The sequence below is a fragment of the Kitasatospora sp. NBC_01302 genome, assembly GCF_035976515.1.
GTDB lineage: Bacteria > Actinomycetota > Actinomycetes > Streptomycetales > Streptomycetaceae > Kitasatospora.
This window is the reverse complement of sequence record NZ_CP108404.1, coordinates 377861-400361: the sequence shown is the minus strand read 5'-3', so window position 1 is coordinate 400361 and position 22501 is coordinate 377861. Positions and strand designations below refer to the sequence as shown.

The window sequence follows — 22501 nt, the reverse complement described above, 5'->3', positions numbered from 1 at the left end:
CGGCTCACTCCTCGCCCTCTTGGCGGCTCCACTCCAGTTCCAGGGTGATGTGCGCATCGCCCGACGCCTTGGCCACGACGAGCCCCGCCTCGGCCGTGACCTTGATCCCGAACTCGGCCCGTATGTGATCGGGGCTCCTGGGCAGGTCCTTCAGCCGCTCCAGCAGTGCCGTGGCGAGGTGTCGCACCCGGACCAGGCCCGCCTCGAAGGTCTCGGTGGAGGACTCGACCAGCCCCTCGCCGCGGCTCGCCCGGATGACTCCGGAGCCCTCTCCCTCGGAGAGTTCCACGACAAACGTCTCACCGTTGTCGAAGGGCACACTCAGGTACATACGACTGCCTCTCCTCGATTCCGGCAAGTCGCCGAATTCGCCCACACGTTGAACGGCACTCCGCTGCTGTGCGGCCATGCTAGTGTCATGAGTCTCAGAACGGCTGCATATCTAGGGGTTGGGGTTCGGCAGGCGGTTCAGATAGCCGGCGAGACGTTCGAAGATCTCGTCGGCGGACTTGGTCCAGGTGAACGGCTTGGGGTCTTCGTTCCAGTGGGCAATCCAGTCGCGGATGTCCTTCTCCAGCGCCTGGACGTTCTTGTGGACTCCGCGCCGTATCTGCTTGTCCGTCAGTAGGCCGAACCAGCGCTCGACTTGGTTGAGCCAGGACGAGCTGGTGGGAGTGAAGTGCATGTGGAAGCGCGGGTGCGCGAGTAGCCACTTCTTGATGGCGGGGGTCTTGTGGGTGGCGTAGTTGTCGCAGATCAGGTGGACGTCGAGTTCGGCGGGGACCTCCTTGTCGAGCTTGGCGAGGAACTTCTTGAACTCGACGGCGCGGTGGCGGCGGTGCAGGGAGCCGATGACCTCGCCGGTGGCGGTATTGAGCGCCGCGAACAGGGTGGTGACACCTCCTCGCAGGTAGTCGTGGGTGCGGCGCTCGGGCATGCCGGGCATCATCGGCAGCACCGGCGCGGAGCGGTCCAGTGCCTGTATCTGCGATTTCTCGTCGACGCAGAGCACGATGGCGCGCTCGGGCGGATCGAGGTAGAGGCCCACCACGTCGCGGACCTTCTCGATGAACTGCGGATCCTTGCTCAGCTTGAAGGTGTCGACCTGGTGCGGCTTGAGGCCGAAGGTGCGCCAGATCCGCGAGACCGTCGACTGGCTCAGCCCGCTCTGCTTCGACATCTCGCGGGTGGACCAGTGTGTGGCGCCCTTCGGCGTCGTCTCCAGAGTCCGCACGATCACGTCCTCGACCTGCTCGTCCGTCACCGTGCGGGCAGGGCCCGGCCGCTTTTCATCGGCCAGGCCCTCCAGTCGCTGGGCCGCGAACCGCTTGCGCCAGGTGGCCACGGTGGTCGGATGAATCCCGAGGTTCGCGCCGACCTGGGTGTTCGACAGTCCGTCGGCACACGCGAGGACGATCCTGCAGCGCAGCGCCAGCGCCTGCGCGGACGTCGCCCGCCGCGACCAACGCAGCAACGTCTCACGCTCGTCATCCGTCAGAACCACTTCGACCGTCGGCCGACCCATCCGCGCCATGAACCCAGCATACTTCTATAGCTTTCCTAAGACTCATGACACTAGGCCGTGTCTCACAATTCCCGCCAGGCGCGCGACGCCGGCCCGCAGCTTCAGCTGCTGATGTCGCTGCCCGCCTGGACGCACCGGCGAATCATCCACGTACGACCCAGTACGAGGACGCTTCGCCGGCACGCCCAGCCGGGCGCCACCCAGCCGCCAGGCTGGGTGGCGGAGGTACCTCCCGGCCGAAGGCTGGGGGAGCCGCGCGCTGATCCGACGCGAATTGTGAGACACGGCCCAGGGGAGCGGGCGCCACCGGACGAGGGAACGGCGAGGACGGTCTGCCTTTTCGCAGTCCGGGGCGGACGGCGGAAGCGCCCGGCCGGCGCGTCCGGAGGCCGCCCCGGCGGCACTCCGCCGGCCGCGGGTGCGGGAACCGCTCAGCCGTGGGCCTCCACCAGGCGGGCGAGGACGGCACGGCCGCGGTCGATGAGCATGGCGTTGTCCACGGTGAGGCCGGTGGTCAGGTAGGAGACGGCCAGTCGCGTGGTGAGGAGGGGAAGCGCCCGCTGTTCGGCGTCGGTGAGGTCGCGGGCGAAGCCGGTGAAGAAGGCGTCCTTGAGGTCGGGGCGGATCGGCCACAGCGCTCCGTGCAGCCAGATCAGGTCGCCCACCGCGCTGCCGTGGGCGGACAGCTGGAAGTCGATCAGGCCCAGGGACTCGGCCGACTCGTCCCAGAGCCAGTTGCGCGGCGAGAAGTCGCCGTGCTGGTAGACGATCGGAAGCTGCTCGGCCAGAGCGGGAAGCTCGTGGACCACCTGCTCGACCAAGGCGTACTGGTCGTCGGTGAGTTGTCCGGCCGTGCGCTCCAAGCACCGGGAGGCTTCGTCCGCCTGGGCGGTGGCCGACGCGACGATCCGGCCGCGGACCTGGTCGGGGTCGGTGACAGGGTGGTCGTGCCAGCGGCGGAGCAGCCGGCCGGCGAGCTCGTGCGCCCGCTGCTCGGCCCGCGGCTCCAGGGGCAGATCACGCACGACGCGGCCCGGCAGCGGGGTGGTCAGCAGCGCGCGCAGGTGCGGGTCCGCCGAGAGCAGGCGCGGCGCCTCGTGGTCGGCGAGAACGCCGGCCACGTGCTCGTAGGCGTACACCTCGCGCTGGTAGTCCTCCACGGACGGGCTGATCTTCGCGAACGCCGCACCCGCAGGCGTGGAGAGCCGCCAGACCCGGGAGCTGTCGCGGGGCCAGGACACGTCCGTGACGGCCTCCAGCTCCGGCAGGCGGTCGGCGAGCCAGCGCTGGAGCGGGGGCGGCAGCAGCGGCGTGTCGGCGGTGGCGTCGATCATGGTGTGGGCGTCTCGCAATCGCGGTTGTAGGCAGCCTAGGCCGTGTCTCACAATTCGCGTCGGATCAGCGCGCGGCTCCCCCAGCCTTCGGCCGGGAGGTACCCCCGCCACCCAGCCTGGCGGCTGGGTGGCGCCCGGCTGGGCGTGCCGGCGAAGCGTCCTCGTACTGGGTCGTACTTGGATGATTCGCCGGTGCGTCCAGGCGGGCAGCGACATCAGCAGCTGACGCTGCGGGCCGGCGTCGCGCGCCTGGCGGGAATTGTGAGACACGGCCTGAGCCGCTCGACCGGATAGCACCGCATCGCGGCCGACCTCGCCCCGCCTCAACACCCGCTCGGGTGCACGGAATGTGCCCGCAGAGTGCGCCTGCGGCGCGTGCCGGCTCGTACGTGCGCCGGGCGCAACTTTGTTCATCATATGAGTATTCGTCTTCCGTTTTTCAAATAGGCCGAATTGTGGAAATCCGAGGAGTGAAGCGGAAAACACGAGGAAGGCGAGGTGACGTGGTGAAGGTCGAACGTCTGCTGGCCGACTGTCTCGGGGACGTGCGCGACAATCCTCTGGGCGTGGTGCCGGTTGATTCCACCGGCCCCGGATACGACGCCGCGCGCCACACATTTCTGACGGCCGGTCTGGCCGCCCTGCGCGACGACGTGCCGGAGAGCGGCTGGGTCCAGATCAACCTCGCACCGGGGCCCGCGGCCTGGCACCGGACGTACCAGGTCGTCGCGGACACGGCCCGCAAGCTGATCGCCGCCGGGGAGGCGCGTTCCTTCTTCTTCATGCACAAGCCACCGGGCCTGCGCGTCCGCTTCGATGCCGGCCGACCGGAGGTCGAACCGCTGCGCCGTGAACTGACGCACTGCTTGCAGGATTTGGACGGACAACAGCGCCCGCCGATCTGCGGACGGTACGAGCCGGAGACGTATCTCTTCGGCGGCCCGCCGTCCATGAAATACGTGCACGATCTGTTCACGGCGGACTCCTTCGCCTGGCTCGATCACCACGACGCCATCGCCGCGGCAGCAGAGGAGGGCGGGCCGAAGCCGATTGCGGACTGGCGGTTCTCGCTCCACCTCCTCGGTGAACTCCTGCACGGCCTCGGCGTCGTCGGCTGGGAGCACCGCGGGGTCTGGCAGGTGGTCCGGGACGACACCGGGCGCAGGCTGGGCACCGAGCTGGACGACGACGCCCGGCGTGCCGCCGCCGGCATCCTCGCGGCCTGGCAGGCCGGCGGGCCGGCCCTGCTCGCTTCGGCGCCGCCGGAGCGGCGAGCGGCGATCCAGGCGCACGGGGAGGCCGTGCGCCTGGCCGCCGAGCAGTGGCGCACCGGGTACTTCGAGTCCGGTGAGGCGCTGATCGGCCCGCGCCGCGCCGCCGCCTACCACGTCATCTTCCACTGGAACCGGGGACGGCTCTCCGGGGCCCGGCAGAGCCTGCTGACCCACGCGCTCCTCGGTGACGGGAGGTCATGACGTGCATGAGGAACGGAAGCCGGGCCCAGCGGCACTGCTCCGGGTGGCCGGCGTGCCCTTGGCGGCATGGGCATCGGCAGGCAACCCGGAGCTGTTCGCCCTGGTCGCCGAGCACGCCCGGCAGGACGACGAGCGAGGCGGGCAAGCCCGCGCGCTGGCCGAGCGGTTGGGCGCCACCGTCGTGCCGCACGACGGCCTCATGCCCGCCGACCGCCGCGCCGTGCTGGCCCTGCGCCGTCGGCTGCACGCCGGCGCCGTGCCGGGACCGGCCGACTGCCGGCTGCTGGACCGGTTGCCCGTCGCCGGTGGCCTCGCCGCGGACGCCGCGCGGCTTTCCCGCCAGGGGGAGTCCGCGACAGCGGCCCTGCGGCGACTGGAGTGCGCGGTGGCGGCCGAGCGCGAGCGCGTGGGCGCTCTGGGCTGGTCCCTGGTGTGCGGGTCTCCCGTCATGCGGGCCTTCCTGGACGAGGCCGACCCGGGAGCCGCCGCGGACGTGGCCGCGCGGCTGGCGGCGGGCGAGCCCTGGGGCGGGAAGCGGCTGCGCAAACGCGGGGCGTACCTGTGGCGGGCGCTCGGCCGGGCCGCGGCGAAGACCACCCCGCGCGGCTGGGTCGGTCAAGTCGGCCTCCTGCCGGTCACGGTCACGGTGACGGACGACGCAGGCGACGAGGTCGACGCTGCCGCCCCGCGCCTCCTCCCACCCGGCTCGGCCCTCGGCGAGTTGGCAGCCGACGCCGTCGAGAACGTCCACGCGATGCGCGCCCGGCTCGGCGCCCTGGACCTGCGGGTGGCGGACCCGGCCACCCTGCTGGCCCCGGCACCGCTGCACTTCCTCCAGCCGGCGGGCACCGGATCCGACACCGGCGTGCTGCGCTGCTGGGTGATCGACCCGCACGAACGCGCCCGGATGCGGCAGGTCGTCCTGCGCCGCGTCCGCCCGCTGGAGGCCGTGCTGGCTCTTCTGGCCGACGGCCCACGCCCGTTGGGCGACCTCGAAGCGGCCCTGCTGGGCCCGGCGGCGACCGGCACCGCGGCGAGCGGCGCGGCGCCCCCTGACCCCGCGGTGCTCCGCGGCCTCCTCGCGCACCTGCACGGGCTCGGCGTGCTCCAGGCCTGCGCGGCCCCGCGCCGCAGCGCCACCGGCTGGCACGCCGCCGAGGCCGTCCGCACACTCGGCACCCTTCCGCAACGGATACCGACACCGACACCGACACGGATACCGGGCGACGATCCCGCCGCACCCGCACCCGCACCCGCACCCGCGCCCGCACCCGCACCCGCGCCCGCATCCGCGTCCGCACTGGAGTCGGCACCCCACGCCACCGACGCCGACGCCCCCGCCGACCGCTCCCACCCCTGGTTCACCGACTCCTACCGCACCACCGTCTCCGCCGTACCCGCAGCCGCCGCCCGCCAGGTGCAACGGGGCCTCGCCATCGCGGCGCGCGTGGCCTGGCTGCGCGAAGCCGATCGGATCACGCCGCCAGGCACGCCCCGGCTGCCCGCGGAGCTGGCGCAGCTCACCGAAGAACCGTGTCCGCTCGGCGAGATCCTCGCGCGCCACCTGCCCGACGGCTCCACCCCGCCATCGCAGACAGCGCAGACCCTGCGCCGCTCCACCGGCTGGCACCCCGCCGAGACCCCCGGCTCCGGTTACGCCAGGCTGCTGACCCACCTGTCCGCCCGGACCGGCAGCGCCCAGGCCGACGGCAGCGCCCGGACCGGCAGTTCCCAGGCCGGCAGCGCCCAGGCCGGCACCGCGCAGGTCGACCTGGACGACGACCTGCTCGACGCCCTCGGCGCGCCACCGGCTCGAACGGCACTGCCGCCCTGGCCCCTGGACTGCCTGCTGCGTCCACTGGCAGGCCCCGGACCGGTCGCCGTCCTGGAGAGCGCCTCGGCGGCAGGCATGCTGGACGCGCGCTTCGCCGACGCACTCCACACCCTGTACGGCGGATACGACAACCTCCGGCGCTACCAGGACTTCCTCACCGCCGTGGAGCGCCTGTCCGGGGCCCGCTTCGTCGAGGTACTGGTCCCGCCGCTGGCCGAGCGCGCCGCCAACGCCGTCCGACGCCCCGTCATCACCGGCTGGTGGACAGGCGACCCGGACCCGACGCCGTACCAGGGCCCGGCCGGCCTGACGGCCCGCTACCTGCCGCTGGACCGCATCACCCTGCGACGGGACGGCGCGCAGATCATCGCCGAGGCCGACGGGTGCCGGATCCTGCCCGTCCACCACGCCACCCGCACGCCGCTGCCCCCGTACGACCTCCTGCTCCGGCTGCTGTTCTCCGCCGGCCACCCGGCGGTCGCGAAGGTCATCTGCCTGGACGGTCTCGCCGAAGCGTTCCCCGACACGGACCACCTGCCCCGGGTGACCGTCGGCGGCACCCTGGTCGTCAGCCCCGCGGCCTGGCGGGTGCCCCGGTCCCGGCTGTGGCAGCCGGGGGAGAGCGACCTGGCCAAGGTGCGCGCCCTCGCCGACCTCGGGCGCTCCGCCGCACTGCCGCGCTTCGCCTTCGTCCGGGCCGTGCCCCACGCGAAGCCGGTGCCCGTGGACTTCAAGGCACTGACCGCCGTACCCCTGCTGGAGCGCATCTGCGCCCAGCAACCCGGCGAGGACCTGTTGGTCGAGGAGATGCTGCCCGCCCCCGGCGACCTGCTGCTCCAGGACCCCCTGCACGGCGGCGCCGCCGTCGCCGCCCAACTGCTGCTGCGACTTCCGCACGACCAGAGCGCCGAGCACCTCGCGGCGCTCGCCGCCGCCGCACTGCGCGGCGAACCCGACGTCCCCGGGGCACTCGCTCCCAGTGGGCGGGCCACCGGGGCGGCCCACACCGATCACCAGTCCTGAAGGAGGACAACCATGCCCGACACCATGGCGCTCACCGACCTCGACGCCCTGATCAGCGACCTGGACGAGCGCATCACCGAGACCACCCTGCCGACCCCCGAGGCCTCCTCCGGGGAGTGCAGCGGCCTCTGCACGGTGGCCTGCGCCACGGTCCTCATCTGCAGCGGGATCATCGGCGTCTGTTGATGTTCCCTCAGGTACTCCGAGGGCTCCTCGGAGTACCTGACCGCACCACCCGCACCACCCGGCAGCGGCCTCTGACGGCCGCACCACCGGCGTCCCGCCCGGCCTGTTCGGCCGCAAGGGCGGGGCGCCGGCCCGTCACGCCCGAGGAGGTACCGTGCCGCAGCACACCCAGAAGGCCGAAAGAGCCGAGCAGACCGAGCACACCACCGCCGGCACCGCCGTCACCGAACTCGCGGCCCGGCTCCTCGACGCCTGGTCCGCCCGGCCCCGCGACGGCCGGCCAGGAGCCGAGCCCCCCTCCGACCCGGGCGTTCCCGTCCTGGCGTCCCTGCTGCACGCCGCAGGGACGCCGGAGGCCGCAGCCACCGCGGCGCGTGCCGTGGCGGTCTGGGCCCGCACCGCCGGTCGGGGGCCGGGCCACTGCGGGCTGTACAACGGCGGCCTGGCCGGAACGCTGGTGGGCCTGCGCCTGGGCGCCCGGGCCCAACCCGGGCTGCAGCCCGTCGGCGACCGGCTCCGCGACCACCTGGTCCGCACCGCGCCGGCCCTCGGCTGGCGACGCGAGCAACTCGCCTTCGAGGACTACGACCTGATCACCGGACCGTCCGGCATGCTGCTCGCCCTGAGCGCGGGCACCCGCCCGACGCCGGCCGAACTCGGCCCCTTCGCCGACCAGCTGACGCAGCTGTGCGACGCCGACGAGCTGCCACGGCTGCGGACGGCGGGCTACGCCGGCCATCCCCACCTCGCCTGGATCGACGGACGGATCAACACCGGCATGGGCCACGGCACCGCCGGCGTCGTCGCCGCGCTCACCGCCGCGGTCCGCCGCCTCGGCCCGCACCCCGACCTGACAGCCGCCCTGCACCGCGCGACCCGCTGGCTGATGCGGCAGTCCTTCGACGACGCCCGCTCCATCCGCACCTGGGACGGCGCCGGACTCGACGCCCCGCCGCCCGCCGGGCCGCGCGCCCGCCAGGCCTGGTGCTACGGCACCCCCGCAGTGTCCTGGGCGCTGTGGGACGCGGCGGACGCGCTGGGTGACCAGGAGACCGCCGCCTGGGCCGCGGCAGCCTTCAGCACGCTCGCCGAACACTACGACGAGGACTTCCACCTCTTCGGCGACCAGCCGGCCGATCCGCTGGCCCTGTGCCACGGCGCCGCGGGCGTCCTGGCGGTGGCCGACGCCTTCGCCCGCCACGCCCGCCTGCCCGCCGCGGACACCCTGAAGGCCCGCCTGTTCGCGCACCTGATGGACCGCCTGCCCGCGGTGCAGACCCTCGGCGGGAGCGGCATGGGACTGCTCGGGGGAGCAGCAGGCCCGCTGTGCGCCCTGCTCACCGCGGGCCACGGCGCCTCCCGAGCCTGGCTGCCCTGCCTCGGCCTGCGCTGAGTCGGCCGCACAGCGCGATCGCCCAGCTGCCGACCGGCCCCGTCGAACCGGTGGAGTACCGCGCCCCAACGCGGTACTAGGCCGTGTCTCACAATTCGCGTCGGATCGGCGCGCGGTTCCCCCAGCCTTCGGCCGGGAGGTACCCCCGCCACCCAGCCTGGCGGCTGGGTGGCGCCCGGCTGGGCGTGCCGGCGAAGCGTCCTCGTACTGGGTCGTACGTGGATGATTCGCCGGTGCGTCCAGGCGGGCAGCGACATCAGCAGCTGACGCTGCGGGCCGGCGTCGCGCGCCCGGCGGGAATGGTGAGACACGGCCTAGCCGCCCCGGGTGCTCCGCACCAGGTCGGCGGCGGCCTCGGGCCAGCGGGTGTACGCGAAGTCGAAGCCGGCCTCCAGCAGCCGGCCGGGGACCACCCGACGGCTCTTCAGCAGCAGTTCGGTGTCCGATCGCAGCGCGAACGCGCCGAGCTCGGCCATCCACCTGGTCGCCGGCAGGCCCAGCGGGACGCCCCATGCCGCCCGGACGCCCTGCATGAAGTCGCGGTACGGCAAGGGGGTGGGAGCCGCAAGGTTCACCGGTCCGCTGAGGTCCTCCCGGCCGACCAGGAAGTCGAGGGACCGGACGAGGTCACGGCCGTGGATCCAGGACATGTACTGGGCGCCGCCCGCGACCGGACCGCCGAGCCCCAGCCGTGCCAGCCACAGCAGTTGGTCGAAGGCGCCGCCTCGCCCGGGGCTCATCACCATGGCGGTGCGCAGCGCCACCCTGCGCGTCCGCGGGGTGTCCGCCTGCGCCTGCGCCTGCTCCCAGGCCTTGGCGATCTCGACGCTGTAGGCCCAGTACGGCGGGACGCCCGGTTCGGCGCCGCCGAGCAGGCCGGTGGTCTCGTCGTTGGCCGCGTCGAAGCGGTGGGCGTAGATGGTGGCGGTGCTCATCTGGAGCCAGACCTTGGGAGGCCGGGCGGCCGCCGCGATCGCCTCGCCCACGACCCGGGCGGAGTGCACGCGCGAGTCCATCATGGCCCGGAGATTGGCCGGCGTGTAGCGGCAGCTGACACTCCGTCCGGCGAGATTGACCACGAGGTCGCTGCCATCGATCTCCGCGGCCCAGGGGCCAATGCTCCGGCCGTCCCAGTGGACCTCCCGGCCACCGCCCGACTGCCTGGTCAATATGACGACCTCGTGGCCGGCAGCGGTCCACGCGCGTTCCAGCAGCCTGCCCACGTGCCCGGAGCCCCCGGGCAGCACGATCTTCATCGGATCCCCCTTGGATGGTGCCTGGGGGAACTCTAGCCAGAATCTGAACGCGTTCAAAACATGGCCGCTCCGCGCGGTCGGCCGGCAGTCGGGCCGGAAGACCCCGGCTGCCCCTCCGCCCGGAGGGCGTGTCAGATCACGGCGAGCCGGTCCACCAGCAGGTCCACCCGCCGCTCGGCTTCCGCCGGTGGCAGCCGTCCCGCCCGGGTCAGGGTGGCCAGTCCGTGCAGGGATGCCCAGAACACCTCGGTGAACAGTCCCGGGTGGACGCCGTCCCCGGCGACGTCGCCGAGGCTCTCCAGCAGGGCGGCGAAGGCGTCCTTCAGCGGCTCCGGGGTGTCCTCGACCGCGAAGGCCAGGCCGCCGTCGAGCTGGAACATGGCGTCGTAGACCGCCGGGTTGCGTTCGGCGTAGTCGAGGTAGGCGAGGGCGAGGGCGGTGACCCGGGTGCGCGGGCCGTTCGCGCCGCAGGCCGCGGCACGCACCGCCGCGGCCATCTCGGCGGCGCCTTCGAGGGCGACGGCGCCGATGATCTCGCGCTTGCCGCGGAAGTGGCTGTAGAGGACGGGCTGGCTGTATTCGATGCGCTCGGCGAGCCGGCGGGTGGTGACCGCGTCCCAGCCCTGCTGCTCGGCGAGTTCGCGGGCCGTCGCCACGATGAGGCGCTCGCGGGCCGCCCGATCGCGTTCCTTGCGTTCCTGTACCGACATGATTCGATCCTAGCATCGCTAGACAAGTGAGCGGCAGCAGTACTAGCGTTATCTCATTACCTAGCAGCGCTAGATCCCAGGAGGGGTCGTCATGCTCGACGTACTCGAGGTCGTCACCATCGTGGTCTTCGGCGTGATGGTGGGGGTGGAGTTCGCCGTCGCCTTCGTCATCAACCCGATCCTCGACGCACTTCCCGGTGACAGCGGCCAACTCGGCCGCGCCCACGGGGGCCGGATGCTCGGCGCCGTGATGCCGGTCTGGTACATCGGCTCGCTCGTCCTCGTCGCGGCCCGGGCCGTCGCTGGATGGCACCAGCACGGCACCGGCCTTGTCGTCACCGCCGGAGCACTGCTGATCACCAGCGTGATCATGTCGCTCCTGCTGCTCGTCCCGATCAACAACCAGAGCAAGACGTGGACCCCTGAGAACCGGCCCGAGGACTGGAAGGAACAGGCGAAGCGCTGGGACCGCTTCCACTACGTCCGCGTCGCCGTCCTCATCGCCGCCTTCGCCCTGCTGGCCGCCGCCCTCGCCTGAGCCCGCGGGTACCCGATGGGCGCCGGACAGGTCCTGGCGTTCGCAGACGCCGGCGGTGCGGCCGCGTGCGAGGACCGGGGAGTCGATGGCGGCGAGGAGGGCGCGGGGCCGGGACTTGATGAGCGCCGCACGGTCCGGACGGTCCAGGAGACGGGTGCCGAGTGCGTAGATCTGGAAGACGTAGCGGTGCGGCCCGTGGCCCTTGAGGGATTCCGGTCCGTAGTATCCGCGGCCGATGAGGGATCGCAGGAGGGTGACGCCCGGGGCGGGACTCATCTTGGCGAGTGCGCCGGGGAGCAGTTCGTGTGGCGTCCGGAGGCCGGAGGCTTGCGGCGGGCGTTCTCGGGGTGCGCCCGTCGCTGAGGCCGCGCGCGGCAGGATTGTTGCACATCAACTGTTGTCGTCCCAGCCTCGTGCCCGAACAGCACGGCGCGGCCGGCTGACGGAGCCTCTGCCGGGGGCGCAGAGGCTTCTCGTCATGGTCGGCCGAGAGGAACGCTGCCGAGAGGAACGCTGGCGAAGGTCTCCCACTCGTACATCCGGCGGTCGCGGTGCAGGACGATCAGCTCGGCGCCGGCCACGCGGACGACGGCGCGGCGGTCGGCCAGGGGCTCGAGGGCCCGCAGGGCCGGGGCGGCCGGGCCGACGGCGTTGGAGTAGGCGACCGAGACGTGGGGGTGGAAGCCGTCCGCGGACTCGGGGACCTCGGGGCGCACGTGGGCGATGGCCGCGCGGATGGCACCTCGGACCTGGCGAACGGCGTCGGCCGGCTCGGCCGGCAGGAGCAGGGCCTCGGGGACGACGATCGCCGGGCCCAGGGTCATCGTGAACGGGGGGACGGTCGCGAGGGTGCGGGCGGCGGCCCGTACGACGGCACGCGCGTCGTCCTCGCCCACCTCGGTCGTGAAGCCGAGCCCCTGCATGGTCAGGTGCAGCCACGGGTCGGGGATGAGGTCCAGGCCGGGCACCTCGGCGAGCGCGGCCCGGTGCTCCGCGGCGAACCGGAGCACCTCGGGGCTGCTCTGAAAGGTGAGGTGCCAGGCGTAGCAGCGCGTGCCCGGCTGCCACCCGGGGCGCCACCACCAGTGGTCGGTCATCTCGGGCAGCTCGGCCGTCTTGCTGTTGTCATCGGTCATGGTTGTGGAATCCCCTCAGCAGGCGGCTTGGTCGGGGGTGAAGGCGCAGCCCAGCACCGATAGAACTCCCGGACCTGGGACGACCCGGGCCGCAGGCCCCCATACCCGCCGAAGCCCTCGGGAACCGTGCCGCTGAAGGTCGGAGGGTAGGGCGCGGAGCATGAGCGAGGGTGGGGAACCGCGCGTCTTTCAAGTACCACCCGCACCTCCCGCCGCCCGCACCTCCCGCCGCCCGCACTTCCCGCCGCTCGCACCGGCGCCGACCGCGACGACCGGGCCCGACCCCGACCAGCCGGATCCCGGGTGGTGACATCGGTATGTGCGGTGTCATACCGGTGACGGCACCTGGTGGAGTGCGGCGGGGGTGAAGTTGCCGGTGCGGGCGACGCTCTGGGCGATGGTGCGGACGGCGCCCACGAAGCGGGCGATGTTGGTGGCGGCGAGGGCGGTGTCGGGGTAGCGGGCGAACAGGTAGAGGCCGTCGGGGGAGCACATGGCCCACAGGCACGCCTTGCCGCTGTCGGAGATCCGGGTCAGCAGCCGGGCGTTCCACCGGTTCCAGTCCTGGGCGCCGGGGAGGTTGCGCAGATCCATGTACGAGAGCAGCGAGAACGGATCGGGCGCGGCCTTCCTGAAGTCCACCCCCAGGAGCTCGGAGACCCGGAAGAACGGGACCCGGGCCGCCTGCCTCGCCTCGCGGGCCGACCCCTGGGCCAGGGGGAGGGCGGCGCGGAAGTCGCACTCGGGCGGCAGGTCGACCTCCACCGGGCCGACACCCACGAACCAGCCGACCGAGGAGGTCCACTCCGGTCGCGAACGGGTGTGGAAGGGCATCACCGTGCGGTAGGGCCCTGGCGCGCCGAGCTCCCGTGCTGCCAGGGCTGCTGCCGCGAGCACCCCGGAGGGCAGGGTGGTGTGTTCGGACTGGCAGACCTGCGCGAAGGCATCGGTCTCGGCGGGATCCAGCAGCCACTCGAACAGCGATTTCTGGGGCAGGAGTTCGCCCTCCTCCTGGGTGCCCAGCGGCAGCGGGAAGCGCGGTGGCCGGCCGCCGCTGTCCGCGATGAACTGCTCCCACTTCAGGACGGTCGGATGCTCGCGGCTGATCAGCAGCGCCTCCCGGCGTTCCACATCGCAGTAGCTGACGTGGCTGCCGGCCGCCGCCACCGCGGGAGTCCGCCCTTCGAGGGCGGCCAGGTAGAACTCGCGGACCTCCTGCACCATCCCGAACAGCGTGTAGCCGTCGAAGTGCATGTGGTCGAAGGCCAGCACCACCGTCACCGAGTCGGCCCGCTGAACCGTTTCCCCCACGAAGCTCGGCCAGCGCAGCGTGTGGGTGCCGGCGTCGAGCCGGTCGCGCAGAAAGCGGCTCAGCGTCGCGGGATCACGAAAGGTCCCGAGGACTTCGCTGCTCACGTCGATCGCCTCTGCGGGCAGCGTGAAGCGGTGCAGCTGCCCACCCGACCTGCGGAATCCGCTGCGCAGCGTCTCGTGCCAGCCCATCCAGTCCACCAGGGCCCTGCCGAACGCCGCCACGTCGAGCTCGCCCGGCAGCTCGAACGCCACACCCGCCCAGTCGGCGGTCCGCGCCCCGCGCTCCTCCAACCGGGCCATGGTGAGGATGTGGGACTCCTGGTTGTACGAGGGTGGCGTCGAAGCCCGCTGCGCCTGATGGGCGGCCGAGATCACGGACGGGTGCAGCGTCCACTCCCGTACCTGCCCAGGCCGCACCGGATAGTCGTCCAGCTCGGTCATCTTCATGCACGAGACAACGAACCAGCACCGCAACGGGCACTGGCCCACGGACAGGGATCGGCGTGCGCGCCGCTCGAGGCTGCCGGGGCGGCTGTACGGCACTGATCCGCCACCCGGCCCGGCCCGCACGCATCCGCCCGAGGCGCGGGGCACCATGGGAAGAGCACCCCAACGCCGCGCAGGAGCCGGCACGTCTGCAAGCCCCAGCGCGCGGCGCACCCGATCGGCCCACCCTCTGGGAGGACGTGCAATGTCTGCCCGACCCCTGGCGGAGCCACTGAGCGTCTACCTGAACGACCACCTGACCGGTGCGTTCGGCGGCGCCGCGCTCGCCCACCGCATGGCCGACACCCACCCGGACAGCCGGCGCGCAGCCGAACTGCGCCGCCTGGCCCGCGACGTGGAGCAGGACCGCGACGACCTCGTACGGATCATGAACAGCCTCGCCGTACCCGTGCGCCACTACCGCACCTGGCTGGGTCTCGCGGGTGAACGGATCGCACGCCTCAAGCCCAACGGGACGCTGGTGCGCCGCTCCCCGCTGAGCGACCTGATCGAACTGGAGGCGATGCGCGTGGGCGTCGAAGGCAAGACCGCGCTGTGGCAGGCGCTGCGTGCCATCGCCGACGACGACCCGCGACTGAATCCGGACGAGCTGGATCGGCTCATCCAGCGTGCAGCCGAACAGACACGCACACTGAACGGCTGGCACCAGGTGGTCAGCGCCGAGGTCCTCACCGGAGAGGGCGGCACAGCGGGCGGCACAGCGGGCGCGGACAGCGGCACGCTGCCTCGCTGAACCCCGGTGTCGGCCGGGCCGCTTCCTCCGTCCGAGCCCGCCGGCGCCTGGCCGTGGGAGCAGGACACGGTCCTGCTCCCACGGCCAGGCGCCGGGTTGTGCCGCGGTCGCGCGGTGGCCGGAGCCGAGCAGGATCGGGCCACCGCGGCCGGGCGGTCAGTGTTTGAACGCGTCCTTGATCTTGGCGCCGGCCTGCTTGGTGTTGCCCTTGACCTGGTCGCCGCGGCCCTCGGCCTCGAGGGTGCGGTCGCCGGTGGCGCGTCCGACGGTCTTCTTCACGCCGCCCTTGACTGCTTCGGCCTTGTGGGCGGCCTTCTTACCGATACCCATGACGGGTTCCTTTCGTGAGTGCATCAGACGGGGCGGGTACGGCGGCCGGCCTACTGGAGGCCGGAGCGGTGCCCGAGCAGATGCGGCCTGCGGTGCCCGGTGTCGGGCGCAGGCTCGTCCTCGGCCTGCGGTGTGCTGCTCTCGGCCGGCGCCATCGGCGTGGCGCGCGTGCCGGCCGTCTGCTCGCGGGATGCCTCGCTCTGTCGAGTGATCGCGTCGTCGCGCTGGCCGGCCAGGTCGTTCCGCTGCCGGGCGAGGTCGTCGCGCTGCGCGGCCAGCGCATCACGCTCCTGGGCGAGGCTGTCGCGGTCGTCGGCGACCGAGGCCGCCTCCGCGCGGGCGTCGTCGCGCTGTTCCACCACGTCGTCGCGGCGCTTGCGGGCGGCGGCCGTCTCACGGCGCGAGTGCCGCAGCCCGTGGCGGGCTTCGGTGGCGCGGCGCGAGGTCCGACGCGCGCCGGTCAGCAGGAGGCCGAGCCCCAGCATGGCCACGGCTCCGACGATGATCCCGTAGAGGAACAGCGTGCCGGTGGAGCCGGTCATGTGGTGCCCGAACACCGAGAACGCGTTGGTGAGCGCGTGGGCGCTACCGGTATTGCCGAAGATTCCGGCTATCGCGACGACGGCCGCGACGACCAGGAGGATGAGTCCTAGGATAATGATCATGACGCGCTCCTCAGGGATCTGCGTCGTATGCCTGAAGCCGACTCGCGCCCTCGGTCGGCGCCTTTCACCTCTGATGGTCGGCGGGCGGCCGTGGACGGCGAGCCGGGCTTCCTGGGATGCGCATGTCCGGTTCCGGGTGGACCAAACGCGGTTCACCGAACGGGCGGGCTGCTGCGCGGTTCGTGCGCGCGCGGGTTCGGGTGCGGGTGCGGGCGCGGTGCTACTTCGCCGATGCGGGGCGGCCGATGTGTGCGGGCTCGCCTCCCAGTGCCTGGTAGAGGTCCATCCAGCGCACGTCCGTCGGGGTGGGCGGATGTCCGTCACAGAAGGTCTTGGTGCCGTTGGCCGTGTAGTAGCGCATCATCATCAGGATCGACTCGGTGTCGGCGCCGGGGCCGGCGGTGTAGCGGTGGCCGGGTTGCTGGGTCTGATGGGCCTGGCAGGTGCGGGAGGCGGTGGTGGCCCGGGCGTCGAAGACACCGTCGCTGGACGGCGAGCATCCGCTGGCCAGGCCGCAGGCGAGCAGGAGGGCCAGGGCGGCTGGGGTGTGGCGCTTCACGGTGATTCGGCTCCCTCGGGGGGTGTTCGGGAGGGCGGTTCAGATGAGGGGGTAGAGGCTGCGCAGCGTCAGGCCCAGTCCCACCAGGACGACCAGTGCTGCGGTGAGGGCGGCCGCGTGCGGGGCGATGCGGCGGACGGTGGCGAGCAGGCGCGGGTTGGTCATGGCGGAGAGCCGGTCGCCGAAGCGGACGAGGGCAAGGCCGACGGCGGTGAGGGTGGCCGCCATGCCCAGGCCGTAGGCGAGGACCAGGGTCGCGCCGAAGACGGTGCGGCCGAGCGCGATGGCGCCCAGCAGGACGACCAGTGCCGAGGGGCTGGGGACGAGGCCGCCGGCGATGCCGAGGCCGATCAGCCCCCGAGTGGTGAACGGCTGACCTGCTTCGACGGCGCTGTGGTCGTGGTGGTGGGTGTGGCGGTGACCGAACAGGCCGTGGCGGTGGGGCCGGTCGTGGGGGTGGAGGTGGAGGTGGAGGTCGGTCCGGTGTTCGTGCTGGTGCGGAACCCCTTCGTGGTCGTGATCATCGGCGTGGTCGTGGTCGTGGGTCAGCGTGTCGGCGTGCTGGTGCTCGCGCCGGCCTGCCGTGGTCTCGTGCTGGTCCGCAGCGTGGTCCCCGGCGTGGCCGGAGGCGGGTGCCGCCACGGCAGCGAGCAACTGGTGGGGGTGTTCGCCCGTCGGAGCGCCCGCTCGGGGCGTGCGTGACCGACGGGCCTGCCGGACCGCGTCGATCAGCAGGCCGGCGCCGACCAGGGCGACCAGGGTGCCGCTGGCCACGCCGAGCCAGCCGAGCAGTGTGTCGCCGGCCAGGCCGGTGAACACCGTCAGGAGCATGCCGATGACCAGGACGCCGGCCGTGTGCGTGAGCGTCACGGTCGCGCCCACGGTCAGCGCGTCACGGGGCCGGCCCCGACGCCCGGCGAGGTAGGCGGCCATCACGGTCTTGCCGTGACCGGGCAGCAGCGCGTGGCCCGCGCCCAGGGCGATGGAGAGCAGGACGGCCAGCAGACCCAGCGGCACGGTCAGGTGCCGGGCCGCGGTGAGAGCGCTCAGGTGCTTGGCGATCTGCTCCACGCGGGCGGTGGGCCCGTCCGCGCTGCCGAGTGCGGGCAGCATCCCGAGCGGGGCGGAGGCGCCGCCGCCTGCTTGCGCGGTGAGCTCGGCGCTGGTGTCGCCACGGGGGGAGTCGAGCAGGTCGCGGGGGTAGTCCCGCAGCTCTCGGGAGGGCGAGGTGCCGGGCACCGTGCTGTGGGTGAGGCGGACCTGCTCGCCACGGGCGGTGATCTCGTTCCAGCCGACCCGGCCGCGGTCGACGCCGGTGTCCACCCGCAGGGTCAGCGGGGCCGCGGTCAGGTCGGCGGGGGCCTCCAGTCGGCATTCGAGGCGGCTGGTGCGAAGCCCCGCCTGCCCGTTCTGGTAGTCGAAGGTGGCGGAACGCACGGTCAGGTGCAGTGGCGCGGGGGTGGTGATCCGGAGGCGGTCGGCGCTCTGGGCGCACCGTGCCCGTGCCCAGGCGGCTCGTTCGGCGTCGCTGGCCGTCCCGGCGCCGGGGTGGACTTCGGGGGCTTCCTGCAGGGTGGGGATCTCGGCGCTGTCGGTCACGGCCAGGACCTCGACGCGGTCCGGGCGCAGGGTCAGCCCCGTGTAGTGGTTGACCGAGAAGTTGCCCAGCGGGTGGGCGACGGCGCTGGGAGCGAGGGCGAGCAGGGCCGCCGCGCCGCCAGCCGCCGCGGCTGCTCGCCACAGGTGATGACGGTAGGTCATGGGGACTCCGGATGGGCAGGGCAGCCGCGCGCCCGGGGAAGGCTGCCGGGACCCGTCCGGCGGGCTGATGGTCTATCTGGCACGATGACCGCGCCGGTTGCCGCGCGGACGCATTGGACGCGGCGCGACGGGCCTGCTCACCTGCTTGGCGTACCCGGCTCACTCGTGCGGCGGGCCGGGCCCGCGCGGGCAGGCGGCGGCCCCTTCCAGGACGGCGCCTTGCGCGGCCGGGGGAGTGAGCGGCGGGCGCCGATCGGCTCAGTGGGGTGGCAGCGCTGTGCCGGTTGGTGCTGACTGGGGAGCAGCTCAGGTGTCTGGCAGAGGTGCCCGCTGAATCCCGTGGACGCGCAGCGACGCGGAGACGGCGCTGTCCGTCTGGGCCGGGAGCGTTCACCGCTCTCCCCGATTCCACCGTCGGCAGGGCTGTCGGCGGTGTTCCCCCCATCGGAAACGGATGGCTCATGCAGCACCCTCGTTTGCTCCGCCGCAGCGGTGGATCCGCAGGCCCCGCCGAACGCTCGATCGCCTCCCTCGGCGTCCTCGCACTGGCGGCCGCCGCCTCGATGGCCGGGCTGGCGCCCGGAGTCAGCTCCGCCTCCAGCCACCGCGAGGCACCGCTGATCTCCGGCGACCCCAAGGCGGACAACACCGACGTCTACGCCTTCACCAGCCCGGACAAGCCGGACACGGTCACCCTGGTGGCGAACTGGATCCCGTTCGAGGAACCCAACGGCGGGCCGAACTTCTACCCCTTCGCCAACGACGCCCGGTACAACATCAAGATCGACAGTCAGGGCACCGGCAAGCCCGACACCACCTACACGTGGACGTTCAGCGACCACATCCGCGACGACGCCAACCAGTTCCTCTACAACACCGGTGTGGTCAAGGCGCTGGACGACCCCAACCTGAACTTCCGCCAGACCTACACGCTGACGGTGACCGGCCCGGACGGGACCACCAAGACCCTGGTCAAGGACGCGCCGGCGGCGCCGTCCAACGTCGGCAAGGCCTCGATGCCCGACTACGCCTCGCTGCGCCAGCAGGCGATGGTGTCGCTGCCGGGCGGCGGGCAGAGCTTCGCCGGGCAGGCCGCCGACCCGTTCTTCCTGGACCTGCGGGTCTTCGACCTGCTCTACGGCGGCAACCTGTCCGAGACCGGCCACAACACGCTCGCCGGCTACAACGTCAACACCATCGCGCTCCAGGTGCCGAAGAAGGACCTGGCACTCAAGGGCGATGCGACCCGCAACCCGGTCATCGGCGTGTGGGCCACCACCGACCGCAAGGGCGCCGTCGTCACCGCCGACAAGGGTGGCGAGAGCAAGGGCGGCGAGGGGACGAACGCCGGGGACGGCGGCTGGCACCAGGTCTCCCGCCTCGGCAACCCGCTGGTCAACGAGGTCGTGGTGCCGCTGAAGTACAAGGACGCGTTCAACGCCCTGGCCCCGGAGAACGACCACACCGTCACCCCGGTCGTCGACAAGGTCAAGGACCCGATCGTCCCCAAGCTCATCCAGAGCATCTACGGCATCCCCGCCCCCGCGACGCCGCGCAACGACCTGACCGAGATCTTCCTCACCGGCATCTCGAAGAACTCCGGCGGCCCGATCCAGGCCGACCTCAACTCCCAGCTGCTCAACGCCGACGTGAGCAAGGACAAGTTCACCCCGGCCGAGGAGCTGCGCCTGAACATGGCAGTCCCGCCGAGCGCCAAGCCGAACACCTTCGGTGTCCTCGGCCAGGACCTGGCCGGCTTCCCCAACGGCCGCCGGCTGACCGACGACGTCGTCAACATCGAGCTGCAGGCCCTGGAAGGTGCCGCGCAGACCGGCAAGATCGTGCCTGCCCTGGCCAACGGGGACGGTGTCCACACCCCCTACCGCCAGCCCGGCACCACGTTCCCCTACGTCGCGCTGCCCAACACCGCCGCGGTCGACCAGGCCGACACCGCCAAGCCCGACGGCGGCGTGCACGCGGGCCTCGGCGGCGCATTGACGAACAGCGGCTTCCCGGTCATTCCGGCGACCGCGTTCGGCGGTGGCGTGCTGCTGGCCGGCGCCGGATTCATCGCCCTGCGCCGCCGGCGCGCGAACCAGGCGTGAGCACCGCCTCCCCATTGGGCCGCCCGCCCCGCACCAGCGTGGGCGGGCGGCTGCGCCGCCGGATGCGCACGGCGCGGCTCGCCCGCCCGGCCGCGGCCCTGATCACGGCCGTCGGGGTGGCCCTGGCCGGATCCGGCGCCACCGCCTACTTCCTGGCCGCGCCGCCCGGGGCCGTGCGCAGCGCGGCCCGCACGGACGTCGGGGCACTGCCGGTGTCACCGGACGCATCCGCCCCAGCTGCCGCTGCCGCAACGTCCGCGGCCCCGCCGGTGCGGCTGCGAATACCCGTGATCGGCGTGGACAGCTCACTGGCCGACCTGCACGTGCAGCAGGACGGCCACCTCGCCGCGCCGGACGATCCCGACCAGGTCGGCTGGTGGAGCGAAGGGCCCCGCCCCGGCGACCAGGGCGCCACCGTCCTGGTCGGGCACGTCGACTCCCGCACCGGGCCCGCCGTCTTCTCCAACCTCTCGGCCCTGCACCCGGGCGACTCCATCACGGTCGAGCGCGCCGACCGCAGCAGGCTCGGCTTCACCGTCAAAGCGCTGCGCCAGTACGCCAAGGACGACTTCCCCGACGACCAGGTCTACCCGACCACCGGACCCCCGCAGCTGCACCTGATCACCTGCGGCGGCGACTACGACCGCACCCACCACGACTACACCGACAACCTCGTCGTCTACGCGACCCTCAGCGACAAGGCCTGACACCGTCGAGGCCGCCCCGCGTCGGCACCCTGAACTCCGGAGCACCCGTGACCCCTCGCCCCGCACCGCGCTCGAGGTGGCGGCGCGCCACGCTGGCCGCCGCCGCAAGCACCGTCCTGGGGGCGGGCCTCTTCCTCGCGGGCGGGCTCGGCCTCGCACCCGCCGACACCTCCGGAGCCCCCGTGGACGCGGGCACCGGTCGGGCGGGCAGCAGGTCCGGTGACACGCTCACCGGTGAGATCGGGGCCATGCAGGAGCGCCTGCGCGCCGCCCCGGACGACGCCCAGGCACTGGCCACCCTCGGCATGGACTACGTCCAGCAGGCGAAGGCCACCGCCGATCCCGCCTACTACCCCAAGGCCGAGGACGCGCTGCACCGCTCGCTGACGGTCCAGGGCGAGGACAACTTCACCGCGATGGGCGGCATGGCCGCCCTCGAGGCCGGCCGCCACCACTTCCGCGAGGCTCTCGACTGGTCCCGCAAGGCGATCGACGTCAACCCGTACAACGCCACGCTGTACGGAACCCTCGCCGACGCGTACACCCAGCTCGGCCAGTACCCCGAAGCCGCACAGGCCGTCCAGCACATGGTGGACCTGCGCCCCGGCACCCCCTCGCTCTCGCGGGCCTCGTACGTCGCCGAACTGCGTGGCGACACCGCCACCGCGCGCGAGGACATGCGGCGCGCACTGCAGGACGCCGGTGCCCCGGCCGACCAGGCCTTCGCCCGCTACTACCTGGGCGAAATCGAATCCAACAGCGGTGACCCGGCCGCCGCCCTCGCCCAGGCCAGGGCAGGCCTGACGACGGCGCCCGGCCAGGCCGCCCTGCTCCAGGCCAAGGCGAGGGCGGAGGCGGCCCTCGGCGACACCGAGGCGGCCGTCAACGACTACCGCCAGGCCGTCCAGCGCGTCCCGCAGCCCGACTACGTGCTCCAACTCGGCGAGCTCTACCAGTCCCTGGGCCGCAGTCAGGAGGCCGAGGAGCAGTACCGGGTCTTCCGTGCCGAGGAGAAGCTCCTCACCGACAACGGGGTCACCCTGGATTCGGACGCCGCGCTGTTCGAAGCCGACCACGGGAACCCCGAACAGGCCCTCACCCTCGCCCGCCAAGCGCTGCTCTCCCGCCCCTTCCTGGAGACCCACGACGCCCTGGCCTGGGCCCTGCACGCCTGCGGTCGCGACCGCGAGGCACTCGCCGAGGCCGACCAGGCCCTGACCCTGGGCACCCGCAACGCCCTCTTCCACTACCACCGCGGCGTGATCGAGAAGGCGCTCGGGGCCTCCGCCGAGGCCCGCACCGACCTCGGCCGGGCCCTGGCGATCAACCCCCACTTCAGCCCGCTGCACGCACCGAAGGCCACCGCTGCCCTGGCCGAGCCGGCGCCCGCCGACGGCAGGGCGCACTGAG

Annotated in this window: 20 protein-coding genes and 1 pseudogene; 9 read left to right on the top strand and 12 right to left on the bottom strand. The window is 72.8% G+C overall.

The annotated features are described in order from the left end of the window. Positions 1 to 4: 4 nt before the first annotated feature. The 3 genes from OG294_RS01945 to OG294_RS01935 all read right to left on the bottom strand — a co-directional run bounded on the left by OG294_RS01945 (position 5) and on the right by OG294_RS01935 (position 2859). Positions 5 to 331 carry a CU044_2847 family protein gene (locus tag OG294_RS01945; protein WP_327064605.1) on the bottom strand — a complete coding sequence of 109 codons (327 nt, stop codon included), beginning with the start codon at positions 329 to 331 and terminating at the stop codon, positions 5 to 7. Between the two features lie 111 nt (positions 332 to 442). After that, entirely contained in the window at positions 443 to 1534 is a 1092-nt protein-coding gene (locus tag OG294_RS01940; RefSeq protein WP_327064604.1) for an IS630 family transposase, read from the bottom strand. 422 nt (positions 1535 to 1956) lie between these two features. Next, positions 1957 to 2859, bottom strand: coding sequence for an aminoglycoside phosphotransferase family protein (locus OG294_RS01935; RefSeq protein ID WP_327064603.1), 903 nt, complete (start codon positions 2857 to 2859; stop codon positions 1957 to 1959). A 506-nt stretch (positions 2860 to 3365) separates the two neighbouring features. Between OG294_RS01935 and OG294_RS01930 the strand changes: the two genes are divergently transcribed. The 4 genes from OG294_RS01930 (at position 3366) to OG294_RS01915 (ending at position 8770) form a co-directional block, all read left to right on the top strand. Continuing rightward, positions 3366 to 4334, top strand: coding sequence for a thiopeptide-type bacteriocin biosynthesis protein (locus OG294_RS01930; RefSeq protein ID WP_327064602.1), 969 nt, complete (start codon positions 3366 to 3368; stop codon positions 4332 to 4334). Between the two features lies 1 nt (position 4335). Further along, positions 4336 to 7191, top strand: coding sequence for a lantibiotic dehydratase (locus tag OG294_RS01925; RefSeq protein WP_327064601.1), 2856 nt, complete (start codon positions 4336 to 4338; stop codon positions 7189 to 7191). 12 nt (positions 7192 to 7203) lie between these two features. Next, positions 7204 to 7377 carry a hypothetical protein gene (locus OG294_RS01920; RefSeq protein ID WP_327064600.1) on the top strand — a complete coding sequence of 58 codons (174 nt, stop codon included), beginning with the start codon at positions 7204 to 7206 and terminating at the stop codon, positions 7375 to 7377. Positions 7378 to 7531: 154 nt separating this feature from the next. Next, positions 7532 to 8770, top strand: a complete 1239-nt coding sequence (locus OG294_RS01915; protein WP_327064599.1) for a lanthionine synthetase LanC family protein — start codon at positions 7532 to 7534, stop codon at positions 8768 to 8770. A 314-nt stretch (positions 8771 to 9084) separates the two neighbouring features. Here the strand turns inward: OG294_RS01915 and OG294_RS01910 are convergent, their stop codons facing one another. Continuing rightward, positions 9085 to 10026, bottom strand: coding sequence for a TIGR01777 family oxidoreductase (locus OG294_RS01910; RefSeq protein WP_327071416.1), 942 nt, complete (start codon positions 10024 to 10026; stop codon positions 9085 to 9087). Between the two features lie 131 nt (positions 10027 to 10157). Continuing rightward, positions 10158 to 10736 carry a TetR/AcrR family transcriptional regulator gene (locus OG294_RS01905; RefSeq protein WP_327064598.1) on the bottom strand — a complete coding sequence of 193 codons (579 nt, stop codon included), beginning with the start codon at positions 10734 to 10736 and terminating at the stop codon, positions 10158 to 10160. A gap of 91 nt (positions 10737 to 10827) precedes the next feature. Here OG294_RS01905 and OG294_RS01900 point away from each other — a divergent pair, with 91 nt between their 5' ends. Next, the gene (locus tag OG294_RS01900; RefSeq protein WP_327064597.1) at positions 10828 to 11274 is read left to right on the top strand and encodes a DUF1772 domain-containing protein; all 447 of its coding nucleotides are present in this window, start codon (positions 10828 to 10830) and stop codon (positions 11272 to 11274) included. Positions 11275 to 11346: 72 nt separating this feature from the next. On the opposite strand, the pseudogene OG294_RS01895 reads toward OG294_RS01900, so the two are convergent. From OG294_RS01895 to OG294_RS01885, 3 genes and pseudogenes are all read right to left on the bottom strand, one after another. Then, a pseudogene (locus OG294_RS01895) lies at positions 11347 to 11550 on the bottom strand (YbhB/YbcL family Raf kinase inhibitor-like protein); the annotation flags it as partial. A gap of 200 nt (positions 11551 to 11750) precedes the next feature. Further along, complete coding sequence (locus tag OG294_RS01890) at positions 11751 to 12410, bottom strand: 2'-5' RNA ligase family protein (protein ID WP_327064596.1); 660 nt, start codon at positions 12408 to 12410, stop codon at positions 11751 to 11753. Positions 12411 to 12737: 327 nt separating this feature from the next. After that, on the bottom strand, positions 12738 to 14171 hold the full coding sequence (locus tag OG294_RS01885) for a condensation domain-containing protein (RefSeq protein WP_327064595.1): 1434 nt from the start codon (positions 14169 to 14171) through the stop codon (positions 12738 to 12740). A gap of 244 nt (positions 14172 to 14415) precedes the next feature. Between OG294_RS01885 and OG294_RS01880 the strand changes: the two genes are divergently transcribed. Then, a complete protein-coding gene (locus OG294_RS01880) occupies positions 14416 to 14964 on the top strand; it encodes a hypothetical protein (RefSeq protein WP_327064594.1) in 549 nt (182 codons plus the stop codon). 156 nt (positions 14965 to 15120) lie between these two features. Here OG294_RS01880 and OG294_RS01875 read toward each other — a convergent pair whose 3' ends face one another. The 4 genes from OG294_RS01875 to OG294_RS01860 all read right to left on the bottom strand — a co-directional run bounded on the left by OG294_RS01875 (position 15121) and on the right by OG294_RS01860 (position 18279). Continuing rightward, a complete protein-coding gene (locus tag OG294_RS01875; RefSeq protein WP_327064593.1) occupies positions 15121 to 15294 on the bottom strand; it encodes a CsbD family protein in 174 nt (57 codons plus the stop codon). A gap of 50 nt (positions 15295 to 15344) precedes the next feature. Beyond that, on the bottom strand, positions 15345 to 15959 hold the full coding sequence (locus OG294_RS01870) for a hypothetical protein (RefSeq protein ID WP_327064592.1): 615 nt from the start codon (positions 15957 to 15959) through the stop codon (positions 15345 to 15347). Between the two features lie 220 nt (positions 15960 to 16179). Continuing rightward, positions 16180 to 16518 (bottom strand): hypothetical protein, encoded by a 339-nt coding sequence (locus tag OG294_RS01865; RefSeq protein ID WP_327064591.1) that lies wholly within the window; start codon positions 16516 to 16518, stop codon positions 16180 to 16182. 39 nt (positions 16519 to 16557) lie between these two features. Continuing rightward, positions 16558 to 18279, bottom strand: coding sequence for a nickel/cobalt transporter (locus OG294_RS01860; RefSeq protein WP_327064590.1), 1722 nt, complete (start codon positions 18277 to 18279; stop codon positions 16558 to 16560). A 461-nt stretch (positions 18280 to 18740) separates the two neighbouring features. Between OG294_RS01860 and OG294_RS01855 the strand changes: the two genes are divergently transcribed. The 3 genes from OG294_RS01855 to OG294_RS01845 are packed head-to-tail and all read left to right on the top strand — an operon-like array spanning position 18741 to position 22500. Next, positions 18741 to 20384 carry a DUF4331 domain-containing protein gene (locus OG294_RS01855; protein WP_327064589.1) on the top strand — a complete coding sequence of 548 codons (1644 nt, stop codon included), beginning with the start codon at positions 18741 to 18743 and terminating at the stop codon, positions 20382 to 20384. Beyond that, the gene (locus tag OG294_RS01850) at positions 20381 to 21091 is read left to right on the top strand and encodes a class F sortase (protein ID WP_327064588.1); all 711 of its coding nucleotides are present in this window, start codon (positions 20381 to 20383) and stop codon (positions 21089 to 21091) included. The genes OG294_RS01855 and OG294_RS01850 overlap by 4 nt, the downstream gene beginning before the upstream one ends. 47 nt (positions 21092 to 21138) lie before the next feature. Further along, entirely contained in the window at positions 21139 to 22500 is a 1362-nt protein-coding gene (locus OG294_RS01845) for a tetratricopeptide repeat protein (RefSeq protein WP_327064587.1), read from the top strand. The last annotated feature ends 1 nt before the right edge of the window (position 22501 follow it).